The organism is Caballeronia sp. LZ033 (assembly GCF_031451265.1).
Lineage (GTDB): Bacteria > Pseudomonadota > Gammaproteobacteria > Burkholderiales > Burkholderiaceae > Caballeronia.
Window position 1 is genome coordinate 452,713 of sequence record NZ_JARUXQ010000001.1, and the last position, 18,011, is coordinate 470,723.

Below are 18,011 nucleotides of genomic sequence, written 5' to 3' on the forward strand. Positions count from 1 at the left end.
GGAGAAACATGGATAGCGGAACGCGCGCCGCACACGCGGCGCGCGGGAGAGTGGATGCCGGCGCTTCAGAAGCGCTCGAGTTCGGGATGCGGCAGCAGGCCGCCGCGCACGTGCATCTTGCCGTACTCGGCGCAGCGCGTGCGCGTCGGGATGCCCTTGTCGGGATTGAGCAGGCCGGGCGGGTCGAAGGCGCGCTTCACGGCGAAGAAGGCGTCGCGCTCTTCGGGCGAAAACTGCACGCACATCGAATTGATCTTCTCGATGCCCACGCCATGTTCGCCCGTCACCGTGCCGCCCAGCTCGACGCAGCATTCGAGAATGTCGGAGCCGAAGGCCTCGGCGCGATGCCATTCGTCGAGGTCGTTGCCGTTGAAGAGAATCAGCGGATGCATGTTGCCGTCGCCGGCGTGGAACACGTTGATGCAGCGCAGCGCGTACTTCTTCTCCATCTCCTCGATGCGTCTCAGCAAGGGCCCGATGGAGCGGCGCGGCACGGTGCCGTCCATGCAGTAGTAGTCGGGCGAGATGCGGCCCGCGGCCGGGAACGCGTTCTTGCGGCCCGACCAGAACTTGAGCCGTTCGGCTTCGGAGCGCGAGATCTGGATGCGCGAGGCGCCGTGTTCGCGCAGCACGGCCGTCATGCGCACGATTTCCTCGGCGACTTCGTCGTGCGTGCCGTCGGACTCGCACAGCAGGATGGCGGCGGCGTCGAGGTCGTAGCCCGCATTGACGAACTGCTCGACGGCGCGCGTCGCGGGTTTGTCCATCATTTCAAGGCCGGCCGGGATGATGCCGGCGGCGATGATCGCCGCGACCGCATCGCCGCCTTTCACGACATCATCGAAGCTGGCCATGATGACCTGCGCGGTCTGCGGCTTCGGAATCAGCTTGACCGTGATCTCGGTAACGATCGCGAACATGCCTTCGCTGCCGATCAGCACCGCGAGCAGATCGAGGCCCGGCGCGTCCGGCCCGAGCGAGCCGAACTCGACGACATCGCCGTCCATGGTCACGGCGCGCACGCGCAGCACGTTATGCACGGTCAGGCCGTATTTCAGGCAATGCACGCCGCCGGAATTCTCGGACACGTTGCCGCCGATGGTGCAGGCGATCTGCGACGACGGATCCGGCGCGTAGTAGAGCCCGTAAGGCGCGGCGGCTTCGGAGATGGCGAGATTGCGCACGCCCGGCTGGACCGTGGCGGTGCGCGCATACGGATCCACTTCGACGATCTTGCGAAAGCGCGCCAGCGACAGCACGATGCCGTGGCGGATCGGCATGGCGCCGCCGGAGAGGCCGGTGCCCGCGCCGCGCGGCACGATCGGAATGGCGAGGCGGTTGCAGATCTGCACTACGCGCTGCACCTGCGCTTCGGTTTCCGGCAGCGCGACGGCGAGCGGCAGGCGCCGGTAGGCGGCGAGGCCGTCGCATTCGTACGCGGCGGTGTCCTCGTCGCGGAACAGCAGGCAATGTGTGGGGAGCACGGCCATCAGCGCCTGCACCACTTCACGCTGACGCGCGGCGAGTTGGTCTTCGGTGAGCTCGGGCGCGTCTTCGTGCGGCAGATCCGGCGCCACGTGCCCGGGCTTGAGCTCGTCGGGGGCGTTCATGTCTCCTCCTTGTGATGCCTGCGCTGTGAGTGCGCTTTCGTGAGCGCCGTTTGGCGTGCGCTCAGGTCATCCGTGCATCTTGCGCGACTTCGTCAGCCTTCGAAAGTGAAGATTTTCCCCGGATTCATCAGGTTTTTGGGATCGAGCGCCTGTTTGATCGCACGCATCACGCCGATGGCTTCCGCGCCGTGTTCCTCCAGCATGAAGCCCATCTTGTGCAGCCCGACGCCGTGCTCGCCGGTGCAGGTGCCGCCCATCTTCAGCGCGCGGCCGACGATCCGGTGGTTGATGCGTTCGGCTTCCTCCAGTTCTTCGGGCTTGTCCGGGTCGAGCAGCATCGCGACGTGGAAGTTGCCGTCGCCGACGTGGCCGACGATCGGGCACGGCAAGGTCGAGGCGATCAGGTCCTGTTCGGTTTCGTCGACGCATTCGGCGAGACGGGAGATGGGCACGCAGACGTCGGTGGTGACGGCGCGGCAGCCCGGCTTGAGTTGCAGCATCGCAAAGTAGGCGCTGTGGCGGGCGTTCCAGAGCCGGCTGCGGTCCTCGGGGCGCGTTGCCCATTCGAAGTCTTCGCCGCCATGTTCCGCGACGATGTCCTGCACGGTGCGCGCCTGTTCCTGCACGCCGGATTCGGTGCCGTGGAACTCGAAGAACAGCATCGGGGCTTCGCGCAGGGTCAGGTTCGAGTGACGGTTGATGGCGCGCACGGCGAGCGTGTCGACGAATTCGACGCGGGCAATCGGCACGCCCATCTGGATGGTCTCGATGACGGCGCGCACGGCATTGCCGATCGACGGAAACGCGCACACGGCGGCCGAGATGGCTTCGGGCTGCGGATAGAGCCGCACGGTGATTTCGGTGATCACGCCGAGCGTCCCTTCGGAGCCGACGAAAAGCCGCGTGAGGTCGTATCCCGCAGACGATTTGCGGGCGCGCGTGCCGGTCTTGACGACGCGGCCGTCCGCGGTGACGACCGTGAGGCCGAGGACGTTCTCGCGCATCGTGCCGTAGCGGACGGCGTTGGTGCCGGAGGCGCGCGTCGCGGTCATGCCGCCGATGCTGGCGTCCGCGCCGGGATCGATCGGAAAGAACAGGCCGGTGTCGCGCAATGCTTCGTTCAACTGCTTGCGCGAGATGCCGGGCTGGACCGTGACGGTGAGGTCTTCGGCGTTGATGGAGACGACCTGGTTCATCTCGGACAGGTCGATGCTGACGCCGCCCTGGACCGCGAGCAGATGGCCTTCGAGCGACGAGCCGTTGCCGTAGGGGATGACCGGCACGTCGTGCTGCGCGCAGAGTTTGACGATGGACTGAACTTCCTCGGTGCTGCGCGCGAAGACGACGGCGTCGGGGAGTTGCGGATCGAACGGCGATTCGTCGCGGCCGTGATGTTCGCGCACGGCCTGGGCGATGGAGACGCGTTCGGCGAATTGCTGTTGCAGGGCGTCGAGCAGCGCGGCGGGGAAGGGGCGCTTCTGGAAGACGTGGGGTTCGTTGGGATGGTTCACGGGCGGGGTCTCCGGGCGGCGTGCGTTGTCGTGCGGTAGGTTCGGTGTGTCTCCGGCGCGCTGGGTACGGACGTTGCGTTTTTCGCTTTTTTCGCGCGACGGTCCGATGCGGCCGGCAGGGCTCTGCGCGGATGGCCGTGCCATTCGGTGCGGCCATGCGCCCTGTTTGTTTCATTTTACGCTTTTGGGGCGCGGCTCGACGGGGCGGGCTGGAGGTCCGGGAGCGCGCCCTTGCGTGCCTATAATGGGCCGGCAGGTTTTCGGGGCTTCAGGAGCAGATGATGGGAAATCGTTTGAGCAAGATCGCGACGCGCACCGGTGACGACGGCACCACGGGTCTGGGCGATGGCCGCCGCGTGTCGAAGGACGATGCGCGCATTGCGGCGATCGGCGACATCGACGAACTGAATTCGACGCTCGGCGTTCTGCTGTGCGAGCCGATGCCCACCGACGTGCGCGATGCGCTGACGCGGATCCAGAACGATTTGTTCGATCTTGGAGGCGAGCTGTCCATTCCGGGGCACGCGATGATCGAGGAGGCGCATCTGGCGCAACTCGATGGGTGGCTCGCCGAGTACAACGCCACGCTGCCGCCGTTGAAGGAATTCATTTTGCCGGGCGGGTCGCGGGCGGCGGCGGTGGCGCATGTCGCGCGGACCGTGTGCCGGCGGGCGGAACGGGCGATCGTCGCGTTGGGGCGGGTGGAAAGCGCGGGGGTGAATGACGCGCCGAGACGGTATGTGAACCGGTTGTCGGATTTGTTGTTCGTGCTGGCGAGGGTGATGAATCGGGTGGATGGTGGGACGGATGTGTTGTGGAAGAGGGAGCACAATCCACGCGACTAGCCCGTCGCCGCCTTAATCCAGACCGTCTGGACGCTGAATTTGGCGGTTCCTCCGGCCAAATGCGACCTATATTGAAAGCTTCGTAGGGTTCGGCGGGGGAGGCGACATGGGTTCCAAAAAGGGGAATGCCGTGCAGCCGCCGCGCTCGGCGTCACTTTGGGGTCGCGTCTGGACCTGGCTCGGCCTGCCGGGCAATCAGAAGACCCTGCGCTTTCTCGGCGCCGGAGTGGCCGCAGCGATTGCGCTGCTTGCCGGCGCGGGGTTCATCGGGCGCAACGATCATGCGTCGGGCCGCAACGACGCTCCTGCGGCCGCTGCTCCCGCAGCGCCCGTTCAGCACACTTCATCCGAAAGTCTGGCGGCGCCGAGTCAGAACGCGATGGCGGGAAGCGGCGGCGTTGCGGCCAATGTTCTGGGAACGGGCAATCAGGTCACGATAGGCGGCACACGGCCATGAAGCCGATCGGGTCATGGCTCGCGGTGGGCTGCCTCGGATTGTTCGCAGGACTTGCGGAAGACGCCCGGGCCGCGGAAGAGCAGACTTCGCCTGGGCAGGTCGCCCGTGCGGGGCCCGGGGGCGTGGCCCTGAACATTCTCGGCGACCGCAACATCGTCACCATCAATCCCGCCGATCCGCAAGTGAGAGTGATCGTCGCGCGCCTGGTGACATCCAGTGCGCAGACCAGGAAACGGCAGCGCGGCCAGGACGAAGCCATCGCCGAACTCGGACGGCAGGTCGACGACGTCCGCTCAGTCAGAGAAAAGTAGGATTCGCACACGAAGCGAACGGTAACAGCGCACTCGCACAGGTGTCGTTGACCGCTTCGATGCACGGCTCAGAGGCACTGCTTCGAAGCGATCCGACCAATGCCGAATGGCGCACCGACCTCGCCATCACACTTTTGCGGCTCGGTACGATCACCGGGCAGACGGCGGAGCAGCGGGCGGTCTGGCTGCGCCGGAGCCAGGACATCTTCGAGGGATTGCGCTCGAAGGGCGAACTCGCGGGCGAGGACGAGCAGTATGCCGCTGCGGCTGCGCGCGAGCTCGACCAGGTCCGCGATAAACGCTAAACCCTCCGCCCTTAATTCCCCCCACCCCGAGCCACCCGACGCAGCTTGACCGATTCCGCCAGCCCCTCAAGCACCCCAACACTCTCGTCCCACCCGATGCACGCATCGGTGACGCTCTGCCCGTAAGTCAGCTCGCACCCTTCCTTCAGATCCTGCCGCCCGGCGACCAGATGCGATTCCACCATCACGCCGACGATCCGTTCATCGCCCGCTGCCAGCTGACGCCCGATGTCCGCGCACACCGGAATCTGGTTCTCATGCTTCTTCGAGCTGTTCGCGTGGCTCGCATCGACCATCAGACGCGCCGCCAGACCCGCCTTGCCGATGTCGCTGCAGGCGGCATCGACGCTCGCCGCGTCGTAGTTTGGCGTCTTGCCGCCGCGCAGGATGATGTGGCAGTCCTCGTTGCCGGCGGTGGAGACGATCGCCGAATGACCGCCCTTTGTCACCGACAGGAAATGGTGCGGCTGCGACGCCGCCTTGATTGCATCGACGGCGATCTTCACATTGCCGTCCGTGCCGTTCTTGAAGCCCACCGGGCAGGACAGCCCCGAAGCCAGCTCGCGATGCACTTGCGATTCCGTGGTCCGCGCGCCGATCGCGCCCCAGGAAATCAGGTCCGCGATGTACTGCGGGCTGATCATGTCGAGGTATTCCGTGCCGGCGGGCAGCCCGAGCTCGTTGATGTGCATCAGCAGCTCGCGCGCGGCGCGCAGGCCGTCGTTGATCTTGAAGCTGTTGTCCATGTACGGGTCGTTGATGAGCCCCTTCCAGCCCACCGTCGTGCGCGGTTTCTCGAAATACACGCGCATGACGATTTCCAGTTCGCCCGCGAAGCGCTTGCGCTGCTCGATGAGGCGTCCGGCGTACTCGATCGCCGCCTTCGGATCATGAATGGAGCACGGCCCGATAATGACGATCAACCGGTCATCCATGCCGTGGAGAATGCGGTGCATCGACTGCCGCGCGTTGTAGATGAGTTCGGAAACCGGTTCGGCGCAGGGGAATTCGCGGATCAGATGCGCGGGCGGGGTCAGCTCTTTCAATTCGCGGATGCGGACGTCATCGGTATTGTGCGGGGGCATTTCGTTTCTCCAACAGGACAGTTCCAGCGCTATTCGGCAAGGCGGCAAGGCGAAAAAAAACCGCCAGACTCGCTGGCGGTTTTTCGGGAATTTGGTTTGTTCAACCGGTACTCACCCCTCTCCATCCGCCAGCGGCTTGAGATGCCAAAAGAAATAAAAATAAAACTTGGCGGACATGGCGGAATCAGGACGGGCGAAAGTGTGGTGTCTGCGTTTATAACCTCTGAGACGCGAAGCTGGCAAGCCTGAATGCGGAAGAACGCGGAAAATCCGCATCATTATCAGTCGGAGCGCATGTTTCGAGCTTGACCGAAGCGGAATTCCCGCACGTTCTTCGCAAAATCAGACGGTGCCGCCGACGGTCATCTTCTCGATGCGCAGCGTCGGCTGGCCGACGCCCACCGGCACGCTCTGGCCTTCCTTGCCGCACACGCCGACGCCGCTGTCGAGCGACATGTCGTTGCCGATCATCGTCACGTACTTGAGCGATTCCGGGCCGCTGCCGATCAGCGTCGCGCCCTTCACCGGATACGTGACCTTGCCGTTCTCGATCATGTACGCCTCGGAGGCCGAGAACACGAACTTGCCGTTGGTGATGTCGACCTGGCCGCCGCCGAAATTCACCGCGTACAGCCCGTTCTTCACGGACCCGATGATCTCCTGCGGATCCTTGTCGCCGTTGAGCATGTAGGTGTTGGTCATGCGCGGCATCGGCAGCGCGGCGTAGGATTCGCGGCGCGCGTTGCCGGTCACGGGCATCTTCATCAGGCGCGCGTTGAGCGAGTCCTGAATGTAGCCCTTGAGGATGCCGTCCTCGATCAGCGTCGTGCACTGGGTCGGATTGCCTTCGTCGTCGATGTTGAGCGAGCCGCGCCGGTTCGGCAGCGTGCCGTCGTCGACCACGGTGACGCCCTTTGCCGCAACCTGTTCGCCGATCCGTCCCGCAAACGCCGACGAGCCCTTGCGGTTGAAGTCGCCTTCCAGGCCATGGCCGATCGCCTCGTGCAGCAGCACGCCCGGCCAGCCCGGTCCGAGCACGACGGTCATCGCGCCGGCCGGAGCGGGGCGCGCTTCCAGGTTCACGAGCGCGGCATGCACGGCGTCATCGACGTATTTTTGCAGCACGGCGTCCGTGAAATAGCCGTAGTCGAAGCGTCCGCCGCCGCCGCCCGTGCCGATCTCGCGGCGGCCGTTCTGTTCGGCGATCACCGTCACCGAGACGCGCACCAGCGGGCGCACGTCGGCGGCGAGCGCGCCGTCGCTGCGCGCGACCAGCACGACATCGTATTCCCCGGCCATGCCCGCCATCACCTGCGTGATGCGCGGGTCCTTGCTGCGCGCCATCTGCTCGACGCGCTCCAGCAGCTTGACCTTGGCATGCGCCTCGAGCGAGTGCAGCGGATCGGCGGGCAGGTACAGATCGCGGCCGGAGACGCCCGTCAGCGCGCTGGCCGACTTGATCTTGTGCTTGCCGCCGCCGGCTTTCGCGATCGCGCGGGTCGCGATGGCCGCCTGGCGGATGGAGTCGGCCGAGAGATCGTCGGAGTAGGCGAAGGCGGTGCGTTCACCGGAGACGGCGCGCACGCCGACGCCCTGATCGATGCTGAAACTGCCGGATTTGACGATGCCTTCCTCCAGGCTCCACGCTTCGCTGCGCGTGGACTGGAAATAGAGGTCGGCGTAATCGATGCGATGCTCGAAGATTTCCGCGAGCGTGCGGGTGATCAGCCCTTCGTCGAGGCCGTACGGCGTGAGCAAAACGTCTTTTGCCGTGACCAGGTTGCGAATGCCGGGTTCGATGATGTTCATGCGGTGCCTGTTCGGTGCCTGTTGCGTCGGTCGCGACGCGTGCGGTGATAATTCAGACGAATCCAAGCCTATTCTAAGGTCTGATTCCGTCAATTCATGTGCGGGGAGAAACCCGCATCTTCAAGTCTTCTACGCGAGCACGCGGTGCCGGTACGCCGGCAGACTCTGCCGCACGGCAGCGATGCGCTGCGCGTCGATGCCGCCAAGCACGACGCCCGGTCCTTCATCCTTCACGTCGACGATCTCGCCCCACGGGTCGATCAGCATGCTGTGACCCCAGGTGCGGCGGCCGTTCTCGTGCGTGCCGCCTTGCGCCGCGGCCAGCACGTAGCATTGATTTTCGACGGCGCGCGCCTTCAGCAGCGTTTCCCAGTGTGCCTTGCCGGTGGTCCAGGTGAAGGCCGAGGGCACGACCATCAGCGCGCAGTCGCCGAGTTCCCGGTACAGCTCCGGAAAACGCAGGTCGTAGCACACCGACAAGCCGACGCGTCCGAACGGCGCCTCGAACGTGCGCACCTCGCTGCCGGGACAGATGGTGCGCGCTTCGTCGAACGATTCCTCGCCCTTCTCGAAATTGAACAGATGAATCTTGTCATAGCGCGCGACCTGCTTGCCGTGCGGATCGAAGACGAGTGTCGTGTTGAGCACGCGTTCCGTTTCCGGCGATTGCAGCGGCAACGTCCCGCCGATGATCCACACGCGATGCTCGCGCGCCGAGTCGGCCAGAAACTGCTGGATGGGACCGCTGCCGGGTTGCTCGCGGATGGCGAGCTTGTCCGTGTCCTTGAAGCCCATGAAGCAGAAGTACTCGGGCAGCAGAACCAGTTGCGCGCCACGGCGGGCGGCTTCTGCGATGAGTTGTCCGGCGGCGGCCAGATTGCGCTCGCGGTCCGGCGTGCTGACCATCTGCAGCGCGGCGACCTGGAACGGGGCCGCGCCTTCGCTCGATGTTTCGCTCATGTCCTTGGGTGCGCTGAAGGAGAAAAAGGGACGAGTTGAAAGGACGAATCAAGCGCCGCCGTGAAAGGCGCACGTCCGTATTTTTACTGGACGGCGCCCGGCGCGACGGCGGCCGCGGGTGTTTCGATCTTACCCTGATCGCCCTTGAGTCGCTGGACGACCGGTTTCGTCCAGGAACCGGTGATGGCGTAGTCGACGGCGAAGGCCTTGCGGATCGACGCCGACAGCGCGATGTCCGCCGCCAGCACGCCGAGGCCCAGCAGCGGGTTGATGACCGCGGCGGGAATCGCGGCGACGCCTGCGCCGACGGTGGGAATCACCTTCACGTGCAGGTCTTGCGTCTGCTTCGGCAGATCGACCAGACCTTGCATCTGCACGCGCGCGGGCGACGTGACCATCAGGAAGTCGTCCGTGCGGCCGATGCCGTCGGCGATGCGCGCGTTGCCCGTGATCTTCTCGAACGGCAGCCCCTTGCCGACGACGTCCTCGAAATGCAGCGTCAGCAGGTTCGCGAGGCTGCGCAGGCTGAAGATGCCGAGCAGCTTCGCCGCGCCCGGCGCGCGCAGGATCTGGCCGTGATGCAGATCCACGGCGAGCTTGCCTTCGAGCGTATTCGGATCGGGCGTGGTCGGGCCGCCGTTCCAGGCCGCCTCGCCGGACACCGTGCCGTTGCCCGCGTTCACCACATGCGGCGCGCCGAAGCGGTCGATCAGCTGGCCGCCGTTCCTGACGTCGAGACGGAAGTCGAGCGATGTGCGGCGCGCGAGGCCGTCGTCGGTGTCGTAGGGCAGGGTGTCGGGCGGCACCGCCTGTGCGGTCGGTGTCATGGCGCCCGGCAGCGTGCGCCAGGTCGCGCGTGCGGTGAGGGTGGCGTCCGGGTTGTCGAGCTCGAGCTTGTCGAGCGTCCAGATCGGTTCGTCGGCCACGACTTCGTTGTGCGCATCCACTTCGAGCCGCCCGAGGCTGTGCCCGCGGAACACCAGTTCGTTGACGATGAGATCGATCGTCGGCATGTTGCGCGGCGGCTTGCGGATCACCCGGCCGACGAGATCGTTCTCGGTCTTCTCCGGAATCACGACCTTGGCGAAGCGCGCCTGCAAGGTGCCGGGGCTCGCTTTTGTCGCGCCAGGCGTCCAGGCAAGATAACCCGACACCTGGTTCGACGCGACGTTCGCCTGCCACTTGCGATCCGTCTCGCTCGCGCCGATCACGACGTTTTCCCATTTCCGGTTGAGCAGCCTGAGCGTCGTGAAATGGATGGCGGCACGCGTCGGAATGAACTGCCGCACGTTCTCGCTCAAGGGTGGACGCGGCGCGTCGGGTTCCGCACTGGCGGCGGCAGCGCTTGCCGGCGTCGCCGCGCTGATTTCGGCAAAGGTCTTGCGCCAGGCGTCGGCGTCGAGTTCGTCGAGCTCCACGACGGCGCTCACGCCCTCGGCCGGCAGATCGGCAGGCTTGTTCACGGCGATCGCGCCGCGCGCCACCTTCAGCTGCGCGCGCATGTTCATCGGTTCGGCGGCGTTCTGCGGATCGATCTTCACCTGCGCGCGGCCGATCTGCTGCAGCACGTAGTGCGCGTGCACCGGCCCGAGGGTGAGTTCCGCGTCGTGCAGGTCGGACGGACCGCCGGGCGCAGGCTCGAAACTGAACGAGAACGGCATCGGCGTGCCTTGCGCCTTGCCGAACGGCGCCGGCAGATCGATCGAGAGGCCCGCGAGATCCGAACTCGCCTGCACGTTCGGCAGCGCGTTCTTCGTGCCGCGCACGTGCATTTCGTAGGGCGCGCTGCCGTTGATGCGCTTCATGAACTGCACCACCTGCGGGCTGATGTGGGTGTTCAGCCGTTGCGCCGCGTCCGCGCCGAGACGGCCGTTCACGTCGATCGCATAACTGCCGTCCGGCTGCACGCCGCCTTTCGCGCGCACGTCGCCGCCGAGCAGTTGCGCGGTCAGTCCATTGAGCGTGACGGTCTTCGCGCCGAAGTCGGCACGCCCGCGCAGATGCGTGAGCGACGGCAGTTTGCCGTAGGCCACTTCGTTGTCGGCGAAGGTAAGCGAGCCCTTGTAGTCGGTCTTGAGCGGCGGCTGCGGCGCGGGCGGACGGTAGCGCGGAATGCCGAGCGTCAGGTCGAGCACGGCGTCGCCCTTTGCGGCGATATTGCGCGTGCGGTGCTTCGCCATCAGGCCGAGCGAGCTGTCGTCCACGTACTGGAGCATGTCGGCGAGCGGGCCGCGCGCTTTCCCGTCGATCCACAATTTGGTCTCGCGATTGCCGGTGTCGTCGATACGTCCGACCACCTTCGACACCTTCACCCCACGGTAATGGCCGCGATCGATGTCGAAGCCAAGCTTGTTCTGCGCGAGCGTGAAGGTGCCGTCGATGCCCTCGAACGCCGGCCAGAAGTTCGGCAAGCCGTTGGCCATCGTGCGCGGCGGGAACGGCGTGGGATCGAACTTGCCGCCGGTGAAGGGCGCGTTGATGCGGAACACGCCGTCGTTCGGAAACTTGGCATACGGGAAGCGCGTGAGGTCGCCATGTATTTCGATCGTGCCGTTCTTCGCGGTGCCCGCCTGCAGCGCGTGGCCGAGATACACGCGCACGCGCTCGTTGAGGCTGGTCGGCAGATAGCGCACCAGCCGCGTGACCTTCAGGTGCGCGACCTTCGCCTTCAGATCGAGGTTGCCGCGCCCGTGTCCCTGGTTCCAGTAGTCGGCGGTGGCTTCGGCTTCGGCGTCGGCGTTGCGGATGCGCAGCGTATCGACATGAATCTTGAAGGCGCGGCGCTGCTCGCCGGGCGCGATGGCGTCGGCGACGCTCCAGTTCGCCTTGCCCTGCAGCGTGTCGAAGGTGAGGCGCGGGTCGTCGAAGGCGCCGGGAATGATGATCGCCGCGTTCTTCGTGTCGAGGGTGATGCGGCCTTCCTTCTCGTTGGCGTCGACCGTGCCCCACAGGTTCTCGACACCCGGAATGCCCGCGCGCGGATGGTTGTTCACGGTGAGACCGGGGGGCGGTTCCTGGGCCTGCACGCTGAGTCCCTGGAGCTCGCCCTTGAAGGCGTAGTGCAGCAGCGGGGCGTCGCCCTTCTTGTGCTGCTGGGCCGCTTCCTCTTCGGTTTTGGGCGCGGTCCGTTCCGTGTAGATCGTGTAGTTCGACACCTGGCCGCGCGGATTGAAGCGCACCAGCTCGTTGAGGACCTTCGCCGGCACGGGCAGCGCGCGCACGAATTCCGCGAGGATGCCGATGTCGACGGTATCGCCCGTCAGCCGCAACAGCTGTCCCTTGCCGACGCTCGGCGGCCGGAAGGTGGCCGTGAGCAGACGCGACACCAGCAGGCGCGACACCGGCGTGTTGTCGTCGAGCGGCAACTGGCCGAGTTCGGCGTGCAGGTTGCGCAGTTCGAGCGTGTAGGCGGTGTCGTCCTTGGCGACCGTCCAGCCGAAACGCGCGATCGGCAGGTCGAGGCGCGGCTGTGTCGGGTGCACCCGCAGGCTGATGTTCGAGCCGGTCAGTTCGCCGGTCGCGTTCTGCAACTGACCGCCCGCGAAGTTGAGCCAGATCTCGTTGTTGACCTGGCCGTCGAACATCTGGAAGGGCAGTTTCACGTAGCGCGCGAGCATCGGCAGATCGACCGGCCCGGTGGACGCGTACAGCCGGCCAGTCCAGTTCGCGGGCGCGCCCATCGCGGAGAACGGCTGATGGCGGAAGTCGGCGCGCAGGTCGAGCGGCCCGTGCAGCACGTCGCCGTCGGCGGGCGCCTGGAGCGCGGCGCGATGGCGCGTGCCCTGGTTGAGGATCACGACTTGCAGGCGCTTGAACGCGATCTCGGGCGCCGCGCGCTGCGCATCGCGCCAGCGCAGCGTGCCGTCGCGCAGAAGAATGCGGTCCTGGCCGAGCAGCCAGGTCGTGAACGCGTTCGAGCCGGTACGGTGCGTGGGAAGCGGCACCCCAGCGACGCTCAGCGCGCCGTCCGGGTTGCGCGCGATGATCACGTCCGGTCCGTCGACGATCAGGTCCGCGAGCTTGGGCCGCAGCCGCACCAGCGAACTCCACGCGATGCTCGCGCTGGCGTGCGGCACGGCGAGTCCGGGCGAACCGTCGGCGGCGTCGATGCGCAGGTTGTCGATATCGAGTGTCGGCGAGAGCCCTGACCAGCGCGCGGAAATGCGCCCGATATGCAGCTGCGCGTGGATCTTCGACGAGACCATCTGCTCGATGCGCGGGCGGAACGAATCGACCTGCGGCAGCACGATGTATCGCAAGCCGATATAGAGCGCCGCCACCGCGAAATAGAGGACCGCCGCGATGACCAGAACGATTCTGAAGACGCGCGAAAGCACGCGCTCGGCGTTGCCGCTGGGCTGGGCTTGTCCAACTTCGTTCGGGTCGACGGATCGTCTGCTGTCGGACATGCTGCGGCTAATCGGCGATATGGTAGTTTTGCGTGTTTGACGCTGAAATGTAACACGGGCATGGTGTTGACCGCCGCCGTCCGTGCGCTCGTGAAAGCGCGCAGAGCCGCGCCCGGCAAGACTCGGACGGCAGTGCGCGGGGTCCGTGACATTTCAGGAAGTTAAGAGCAGAAGCAATGAGCGAACCCAACCTTTCATGACCGACGCCACTCTCCTCAGTTCCGACTATTCCAACTATGCAGCGCGCGCCTATGCTGCGCGTCCCGAACTGGCGTCCAGCGTGGCGGAGTGGAAGCAGGCGCCCGTCACGCGGCAATGGATCGAAGCACGGCTCGATGCGCATTGCGCGCCCGGCGCCGCACACGGCACGCTCGATGAAGCCGCGCTCAAGACCGCGCTGCGGCGCGTGCGGACAGAAGTGTTCTGCACGGTGATGGAACGCGATCTCGCGGGCGCGGCGAATGTCGCCGAAGTCACCGGCGCCATGACCGATCTCGCCGAAGTGACGGTGCAGCGCGCGCTCGCCGTGCTCTCGGCGGATCTCGAAGCGCTGTTCGGCGAGCCGCGCGGACCAGAGGGCGAGCGGCTGACGCTCGGCGTGGTCGGCATGGGCAAGCTCGGCGGGCGCGAACTGAATGCGTCGTCGGACATCGATTTGATCTTCGTCTACGAGGAAGACGGCGAGACCGCCGGCGGCACGCGCGCGGCGCTCACTACCCAGGAATTCTTCACACGGCTCGGCCGGCGGCTGATCGGCGCGCTCGCGGAAATCACCGCGGACGGCTATGTGTTCCGCGTGGACATGCGGCTGCGTCCCAACGGCGACTCCGGACCGCTCGTGTGCAGCCTCGGCATGCTCGAGGAATATTTCTACGTGCAGGGCCGCGAATGGGAACGCTATGCGTGGATCAAGGGACGGCTCGTCTCGGAGACGCAGAGCGAATCGGGACAGCGCCTCGTCAGGCAGCTCGAAGCCATCGCGACGCCGTTCATCTATCGCCGCTATCTCGACTACGGCGTGATCGCGGCGATCCGCGCGCTGCATCAGCAGATCCGTCAGGAAGCGCGGCGCCGCGCCTCGATGCGTCCCGACAAGGCCGACGACATCAAGCTCGGGCGCGGCGGCATCCGCGAGATCGAGTTCAGTGCGCAGGTGTTCCAGTTGATTCGCGGCGGGCAGGCAGCGGATTTCCGCATTCGTCCGACGCTGGCCGTGCTCGAACGCGCCGAGGCGCACGGCCTGCTTGCGCCGGCCGTGTGTGAGGCGCTGTCGGATGCGTATCTGTTTCTGCGCACGGTCGAGCATCGGCTGCAGTATCGCAACGATGCGCAGACGCACGCGATGCCCGTCGACGATGACGAACGCGCGCGCCTCGCGGCTTCGCTCGGCTTTGCGGACTACGCGGCGTTGATGGACAAGCTCGATGCGCATCGCGAGTTCGTCGAACAGCAGTTCGACGCGATCTTCGCCGACAAGGTGAGCGGCGAGGGCGGTTGCGGCGTGTCGGACGATTCGGCGGCGTCGTGGATCTGGAGCAGCGCGCTCGCCGACGATTCCGCGCAGGAAGAACTGGGTGCGCGGCTCGTCGAACTTGGCTTCGCGGATCCGGCGCCGGTGCTGTCGCGCCTGACCGCCGTATGGAATTCGACGCGCTACGCCAGCCTGCCGCCGCAGAGCCGCGAGCGTTTCGACATCGTCGCGCAGCGGGCGCTCGAAGCCGTGCAGTCGATCGATGCAACCCGTCGCGCCGATACCATCGCGCGCCTGTTCGACCTGCTCGAAGGCATCGGGCGGCGCGGCGCCTATCTGGCGCTGCTGACCGAGTATCCGGCGGCGCTGGAGCGCGTGCTGTCGGTGCTGTCGGGCTCGCGCTGGGCGGCGGGCTATCTGATCCGCCATCCGCAACTGCTCGATGAACTGCTCGACGACGAGGCCATCGCGAGCCCGTTCGACTGGACGCAGTTCAAGCGCTCGCTGACGGCCCGGCTGCAGGCCGCCGAGGACGCCGAGCATCAGATGGATCTGCTGCGCCACGCGCATCAGGCCGAAGTGTTCCGCATCCTGCTGATTGACCTCGCGGGGCGTCTGACGGTGGAGCACGTGAGCGACCGTCTGTCCGAGCTTGCCGACGCCGTGCTCGACGTCACCGTGCAGACCGTCTGGCAGCAGTTCCCGAAGCGGCATCGCGAGACGCCGCTGTTCTCGGTCATCGCCTACGGCAAGCTCGGCGGCAAGGAACTGGGCTATGCGTCGGACCTGGATCTCATCTTCCTGTATGACGATCCGCATGACGCCGCGTCCGAGATCTACGCGATGTTCACGCGCCGCCTGATCACCTGGCTCACGTCGGCGACCGGCGCGGGCACGCTGTTCGATGTGGATCTGCGGCTGCGTCCGAACGGCGAATCCGGGCTGCTCGTGACCGATCTGGACACCTTCCGCCGCTATCAGATCCGCGAGGGCGACGCCGCCAACACGGCGTGGGTATGGGAGCATCAGGCGCTGTCGCGCGCGCGTTTCAGCGCGGGCGATGAGGGCATCGGCGCGCAGTTCGAGGCGATCCGTGCGGACGTGATGGTGACGGAGCGCGATGCGGCGGCGCTGGCGCGCGAGATTGCGTCGATGCGTCAGCGCGTCGCCGACGGACATCCGAACCGAAGCGCACTGTTCGACCTGAAGCACGATCGCGGCGGCATGGTGGATATCGAGTTCGTCGTGCAGTACTGGGTGTTGCTGCATGCGCGCGAGCATCGCGAGTTCGTGCGCAACGCGGGGAACATCTCGCTGCTCAGGATTGCCGCGCAGAGCGGCCTGATTTCAGCCGATGAAGCGGACACGATCGGCGCCATCTACCGGCACTATCGCAAGCTGCAGCACCGGATGCGGCTCGACGGCATGGAAAAGGCGCGCGTGGCGCCGGACGAAGTGCAGGGCGAGCGCGAGGCGGTGACGGCGTTATGGAAGCGGGTGTTTGCCGTGGCTTCCTGAGTCAAGGTTCTGAAGGCGCGGCTCCGGAGCCGCGCCGTTCGCTCAGGCTGCGAGCATTTCCTTGGCGTGCTTGCGGGTGGTCGCGGTGATCTCCAGGCCGCCGAGCATGCGCGCCACTTCCTCGATGCGCTTCGGCTTGTCCAGCGGCGTGACCGTGCTGACAGTGCCGCCGGCGTCGTCGGAGGCCTTGGCCACCTGGAAATGCTGGTCGCCGCGTGCCGCGACTTGCGGCAAATGCGTGACGCACAGCACCTGACGATGCTGTCCGAGCTGATGCAGCAGACGCCCGACCACTTCCGCCACGCCGCCGCCGATGCCGGTGTCCACTTCGTCGAAGATCAGCGTGGGCGTCGGGCTCGCCGTGCTGGCGATGACGGCCAGCGCGAGGCTGATACGCGCCAGTTCGCCGCCGGACGCGACCTTTGCGAGCGGCCTGAGCGCGACGCCCGCATGACCCGCGACGCGAAACTCGATCTGCTCCAGACCGTTGGCGCCGCCTTCCGCGAGCGGAACAAGCGTGACGTCGAAGCTGCCGCCTGCCATCGACAGTTCCTGCATGCCTTCGGTGACCGCCTTCGACAGGTTCTTCGCCGCCTTTCCGCGCGCCTTCGACAAGCCCTTCGCCTGTTCGAGATAGACGCCGCGTGCCTTTTCGGCAGCGGCGGCGAGCGCGTCGAGATCGCCTGCGGCGTCGAGTTCGGCCAGCTGGCGGCGGCGTGCCTCGTGCTCTTCAGGCAGGTTCTCCGGCTGAAGACGGAACTTGCGTGCGGTGGAGTGCAGCTGATCCATGCGCCGGTCCACTTGCGCCAGCCGCTCGGGATCGAGTTCGAGTCGCTGCGCGTAGTGCGACAGGGAATACGCCGCTTCCTGCAACTGGATCTCGGCCGGTTCGAGCGACGCGAGCACGTCGTTCAATGCCGGATCGATATCCGCGAGGCCGCGCAGCTTCGACGTGATGGCGCCGAGCTGCGAGATCATCGCCTCGTCGGACTCGGACAGCGCGCCGAGTGCGCCCTGCACGCCGTCGATGAGACTCGCCGAATGCGACAGCCGATGCTGCTCCGCGCTCACTTCCTCCCATTCGCCCGGCTGCGGCGCGAGCTTGTCGAATTCACTCAACTGCCATGCGAGGCGTTCGCGTTCCAGTTGCAGCTCGCGATCGCGGCTCTGCGCGCTTTCCAGCGCCTGCTGGGCGTCGCGCCAGGCGCGCCACGCGCGATTCACCGCGCCGGCAGTGTCCAGCAACTGCGCGTGGGTGTCGAAGAGTTCGCGCTGCGCGTCGGGACGCATCAGCAATTGATGCGCGTGCTGGCCATGGATATCGACCAGCATCTCGCCCACTTCGCGCAGCTGCGCGAGCGTCGCCGGCGTGCCGTTGATGAACGCGCGCGAGCGGCCGTTCGAGTCGATCACCCGTCGCAACATCACGGTGTCGGCGCCTGCTTCGCCAAGCGCGTGCTCCTCCAGCCAGGCCAAGACCAGCGCATGCGTGGAGAATTCGGCGGTGATGTCGGCGCGCGGCTGGCCGGTGCGCACGACGCCCGCGTCGCCGCGCGCGCCGAGCGTGAGCGCGAGGGCGTCGATCAGGATGGATTTGCCGGCGCCGGTTTCGCCCGAAAAGACCGTGAAGCCGGAGTCGAACTCGATGTCGAGCGCGGCGACGATGACGAAGTCTCGAATGGAGAGGTGTCGGAGCATGGATGCTTCGCGGAAGAGGGTC

Annotated in this window: 12 protein-coding genes; 5 read left to right on the plus strand and 7 right to left on the minus strand. The window is 66.3% G+C overall.

Annotated elements, in window-relative coordinates; all coding sequences use genetic code 11:
* Nucleotides 1-65: 65 nt before the first annotated feature.
* Complete coding sequence (locus tag QCE62_RS02205; RefSeq protein ID WP_309913806.1) at nucleotides 66-1,610, minus strand: FAD-linked oxidase C-terminal domain-containing protein; 1,545 nt, start codon at nucleotides 1,608-1,610, stop codon at nucleotides 66-68.
* 92 nt (nucleotides 1,611-1,702) lie between these two features.
* A complete protein-coding gene (locus QCE62_RS02210; RefSeq protein ID WP_309913809.1) occupies nucleotides 1,703-3,121 on the minus strand; it encodes an FAD-linked oxidase C-terminal domain-containing protein in 1,419 nt (472 codons plus the stop codon).
* A 281-nt stretch (nucleotides 3,122-3,402) separates the two neighbouring features.
* Here QCE62_RS02210 and QCE62_RS02215 point away from each other — a divergent pair, with 281 nt between their 5' ends.
* From QCE62_RS02215 to QCE62_RS02230, 4 genes are all read left to right on the plus strand, one after another.
* Nucleotides 3,403-3,966 (plus strand): cob(I)yrinic acid a,c-diamide adenosyltransferase, encoded by a 564-nt coding sequence (locus tag QCE62_RS02215; protein ID WP_309913812.1) that lies wholly within the window; start codon nucleotides 3,403-3,405, stop codon nucleotides 3,964-3,966.
* A 106-nt stretch (nucleotides 3,967-4,072) separates the two neighbouring features.
* Nucleotides 4,073-4,423 carry a hypothetical protein gene (locus QCE62_RS02220; protein WP_309913814.1) on the plus strand — a complete coding sequence of 117 codons (351 nt, stop codon included), beginning with the start codon at nucleotides 4,073-4,075 and terminating at the stop codon, nucleotides 4,421-4,423.
* A complete protein-coding gene (locus tag QCE62_RS02225; protein WP_309913816.1) occupies nucleotides 4,420-4,734 on the plus strand; it encodes a hypothetical protein in 315 nt (104 codons plus the stop codon). Before QCE62_RS02220 ends, QCE62_RS02225 begins: the two co-directional genes overlap by 4 nt.
* Before the next feature lie 47 nt (nucleotides 4,735-4,781).
* The gene (locus QCE62_RS02230; protein WP_309913819.1) at nucleotides 4,782-5,039 is read left to right on the plus strand and encodes a hypothetical protein; all 258 of its coding nucleotides are present in this window, start codon (nucleotides 4,782-4,784) and stop codon (nucleotides 5,037-5,039) included.
* Nucleotides 5,040-5,050: 11 nt separating this feature from the next.
* Here the strand turns inward: QCE62_RS02230 and aroG are convergent, their stop codons facing one another.
* The 4 genes from aroG to QCE62_RS02250 form a co-directional block, all read right to left on the minus strand.
* Nucleotides 5,051-6,124, minus strand: a complete 1,074-nt coding sequence (gene aroG / locus QCE62_RS02235; protein ID WP_309913821.1) for a 3-deoxy-7-phosphoheptulonate synthase AroG — start codon at nucleotides 6,122-6,124, stop codon at nucleotides 5,051-5,053.
* Nucleotides 6,125-6,466: 342 nt separating this feature from the next.
* A complete protein-coding gene (tldD, locus tag QCE62_RS02240) occupies nucleotides 6,467-7,933 on the minus strand; it encodes a metalloprotease TldD (RefSeq protein WP_309807256.1) in 1,467 nt (488 codons plus the stop codon).
* Between the two features lie 129 nt (nucleotides 7,934-8,062).
* Nucleotides 8,063-8,893: a carbon-nitrogen hydrolase family protein gene (locus QCE62_RS02245; protein ID WP_309913825.1), complete on the minus strand. Its 831-nt coding sequence runs from the start codon at nucleotides 8,891-8,893 to the stop codon at nucleotides 8,063-8,065.
* 83 nt (nucleotides 8,894-8,976) lie between these two features.
* Nucleotides 8,977-13,302 carry an AsmA-like C-terminal region-containing protein gene (locus QCE62_RS02250; protein ID WP_309913828.1) on the minus strand — a complete coding sequence of 1,442 codons (4,326 nt, stop codon included), beginning with the start codon at nucleotides 13,300-13,302 and terminating at the stop codon, nucleotides 8,977-8,979.
* A 145-nt stretch (nucleotides 13,303-13,447) separates the two neighbouring features.
* Between QCE62_RS02250 and glnE the strand changes: the two genes are divergently transcribed.
* On the plus strand, nucleotides 13,448-16,291 hold the full coding sequence (gene glnE / locus QCE62_RS02255; RefSeq protein WP_309913831.1) for a bifunctional [glutamate--ammonia ligase]-adenylyl-L-tyrosine phosphorylase/[glutamate--ammonia-ligase] adenylyltransferase: 2,844 nt from the start codon (nucleotides 13,448-13,450) through the stop codon (nucleotides 16,289-16,291).
* Between the two features lie 42 nt (nucleotides 16,292-16,333).
* Here glnE and recN read toward each other — a convergent pair whose 3' ends face one another.
* A complete protein-coding gene (gene recN / locus QCE62_RS02260; RefSeq protein WP_309913834.1) occupies nucleotides 16,334-17,989 on the minus strand; it encodes a DNA repair protein RecN in 1,656 nt (551 codons plus the stop codon).
* Nucleotides 17,990-18,011 lie beyond the last annotated feature (22 nt).

Bases quoted from the DNA above. Each gene is read 5' to 3' on its own strand.
- QCE62_RS02205 (WP_309913806.1), bottom strand. From the start codon at position 1,610: ATGAACGCCCCCGACGAGCTCAAGCCCGGGCACGTGGCGCCGGATCTG.
- QCE62_RS02215 (WP_309913812.1), top strand. From the start codon at position 3,403: ATGGGAAATCGTTTGAGCAAGATCGCGACGCGCACCGGTGACGACGGC.
- QCE62_RS02220 (WP_309913814.1), top strand. From the start codon at position 4,073: ATGGGTTCCAAAAAGGGGAATGCCGTGCAGCCGCCGCGCTCGGCGTCA.
- QCE62_RS02225 (WP_309913816.1), top strand. From the start codon at position 4,420: ATGAAGCCGATCGGGTCATGGCTCGCGGTGGGCTGCCTCGGATTGTTC.
- aroG (WP_309913821.1), bottom strand. From the start codon at position 6,124: ATGCCCCCGCACAATACCGATGACGTCCGCATCCGCGAATTGAAAGAG.
- tldD (WP_309807256.1), bottom strand. From the start codon at position 7,933: ATGAACATCATCGAACCCGGCATTCGCAACCTGGTCACGGCAAAAGAC.
- QCE62_RS02245 (WP_309913825.1), bottom strand. From the start codon at position 8,893: ATGAGCGAAACATCGAGCGAAGGCGCGGCCCCGTTCCAGGTCGCCGCG.
- QCE62_RS02250 (WP_309913828.1), bottom strand. From the start codon at position 13,302: ATGTCCGACAGCAGACGATCCGTCGACCCGAACGAAGTTGGACAAGCC.
- recN (WP_309913834.1), bottom strand. From the start codon at position 17,989: ATGCTCCGACACCTCTCCATTCGAGACTTCGTCATCGTCGCCGCGCTC.